Consider the following 1,107-nt stretch of genomic DNA (forward strand, 5'->3'; position numbering starts at 1 on the left):
AACCGTCGTGGTTTCCGTGTGGCGACGCTGGTCGCTTCGGCGGCGATGGTGTCGGGAGGGCTGCTGATTCCGGCGTCGATGGCTTCGGCGGCTCCGATGCCCGCTCATGTGGCGGCGGCTTTCCCCTCGGCCGGTGGTGCTGGTGGGGATGGTGGTGAGGGCGGGGGCGGCCTGATCGGTGGGGGTGGCGGTTCCGGTGGTTCCGGTGGCGCCAGTGTCACCGGTGTGGGCGGTAACGGTGGTAATGGTGGCAAGGGTGGGACGGGTGTCCTGTCCGGTGGTGGGGGTGGCGGTGGCGGTGGTGGCGGCGAGGGCGTCATCGGCGGCAACGGTGGTACCGGTGGTGACGGTGGTGGCGGTCTGTTCGGCGGCAGCGCCGGCAACGGTGGTGGCGGTGGTGACGGCAAGCTGCAGGGCGGTAACGGCGGCAAGGGCGGTCACGGCGGCAACGGTGTCTTCCAGGGCGGTAACGGAGGCAAGGGCGGCAAGGGCGGCAAGGGCATCTTCGGCGGCGTCGGCGGCGGGGGTGGCGCCGGAGGCAGCAGCATCTTCTGAGCCCGGCGCGCCCCAGCAGTGCCAGTAGTTCCCACGGGTGGAGGCCTCCGGGCCTCCACCCCCCCCAGCACCACCCCACCCCCCTCCTCCCGCAAATTCGGAGATTCCCATGTTCACCAGCTCCTGGCAGCGTCCGCTCGTCCTGGCGGCGGCTTCGCTGGCTTTCGTGACCGGCACGGCGTGCGCCGCGCAGGCGGCTCAGACCCACACCCCCGCTCTCACGCTCGGGGCGGGCGCCCACTGCACCCCAGGCGGCGTCGGCGGTGCGGGAGGCGAAGGCGGTGAGGGCGGCAAGGGCGGCTCCGGCGGGAAGCCGGGTCAGCCCGGACAGCCCGGCAAGCCCGGCTCCGTCGGCTGCCTCTCCTTCAAGGACCTGCCCGACAAGCCCAAGGACGAACTGACCGTCGTGGACCGGGTCCGCATCGTGGTGACCCTGCTGGCCGACGACTCCAAGGACAACCAGGAGAAGATCGCCAAGAAGTACAAGATCACCACCGAACAGCTCGACACCTGGAAGAAGAACTACCTCGACGGCGACTGGCTCGCCCTCAC

The 1,107-nt window shown here is 70.9% G+C and carries 2 protein-coding genes; both read left to right on the forward strand.

Features of this window, described 5'->3' with window-relative positions:
- Nucleotides 1-555 (forward strand): hypothetical protein (locus ABZY31_RS31310; RefSeq protein ID WP_356417097.1); only part of this gene is annotated, 555 nt, incomplete at its 5' end.
- Nucleotides 556-664: 109 nt separating this feature from the next.
- The coding region (locus ABZY31_RS31315) for a hypothetical protein (RefSeq protein ID WP_356417099.1) at nucleotides 665-1,107 on the forward strand (443 nt) is incomplete at its 3' end.

The organism is Streptomyces sp. NPDC006529, from assembly GCF_040611795.1.
In the GTDB taxonomy this organism is placed as follows: domain Bacteria; phylum Actinomycetota; class Actinomycetes; order Streptomycetales; family Streptomycetaceae; genus Streptomyces.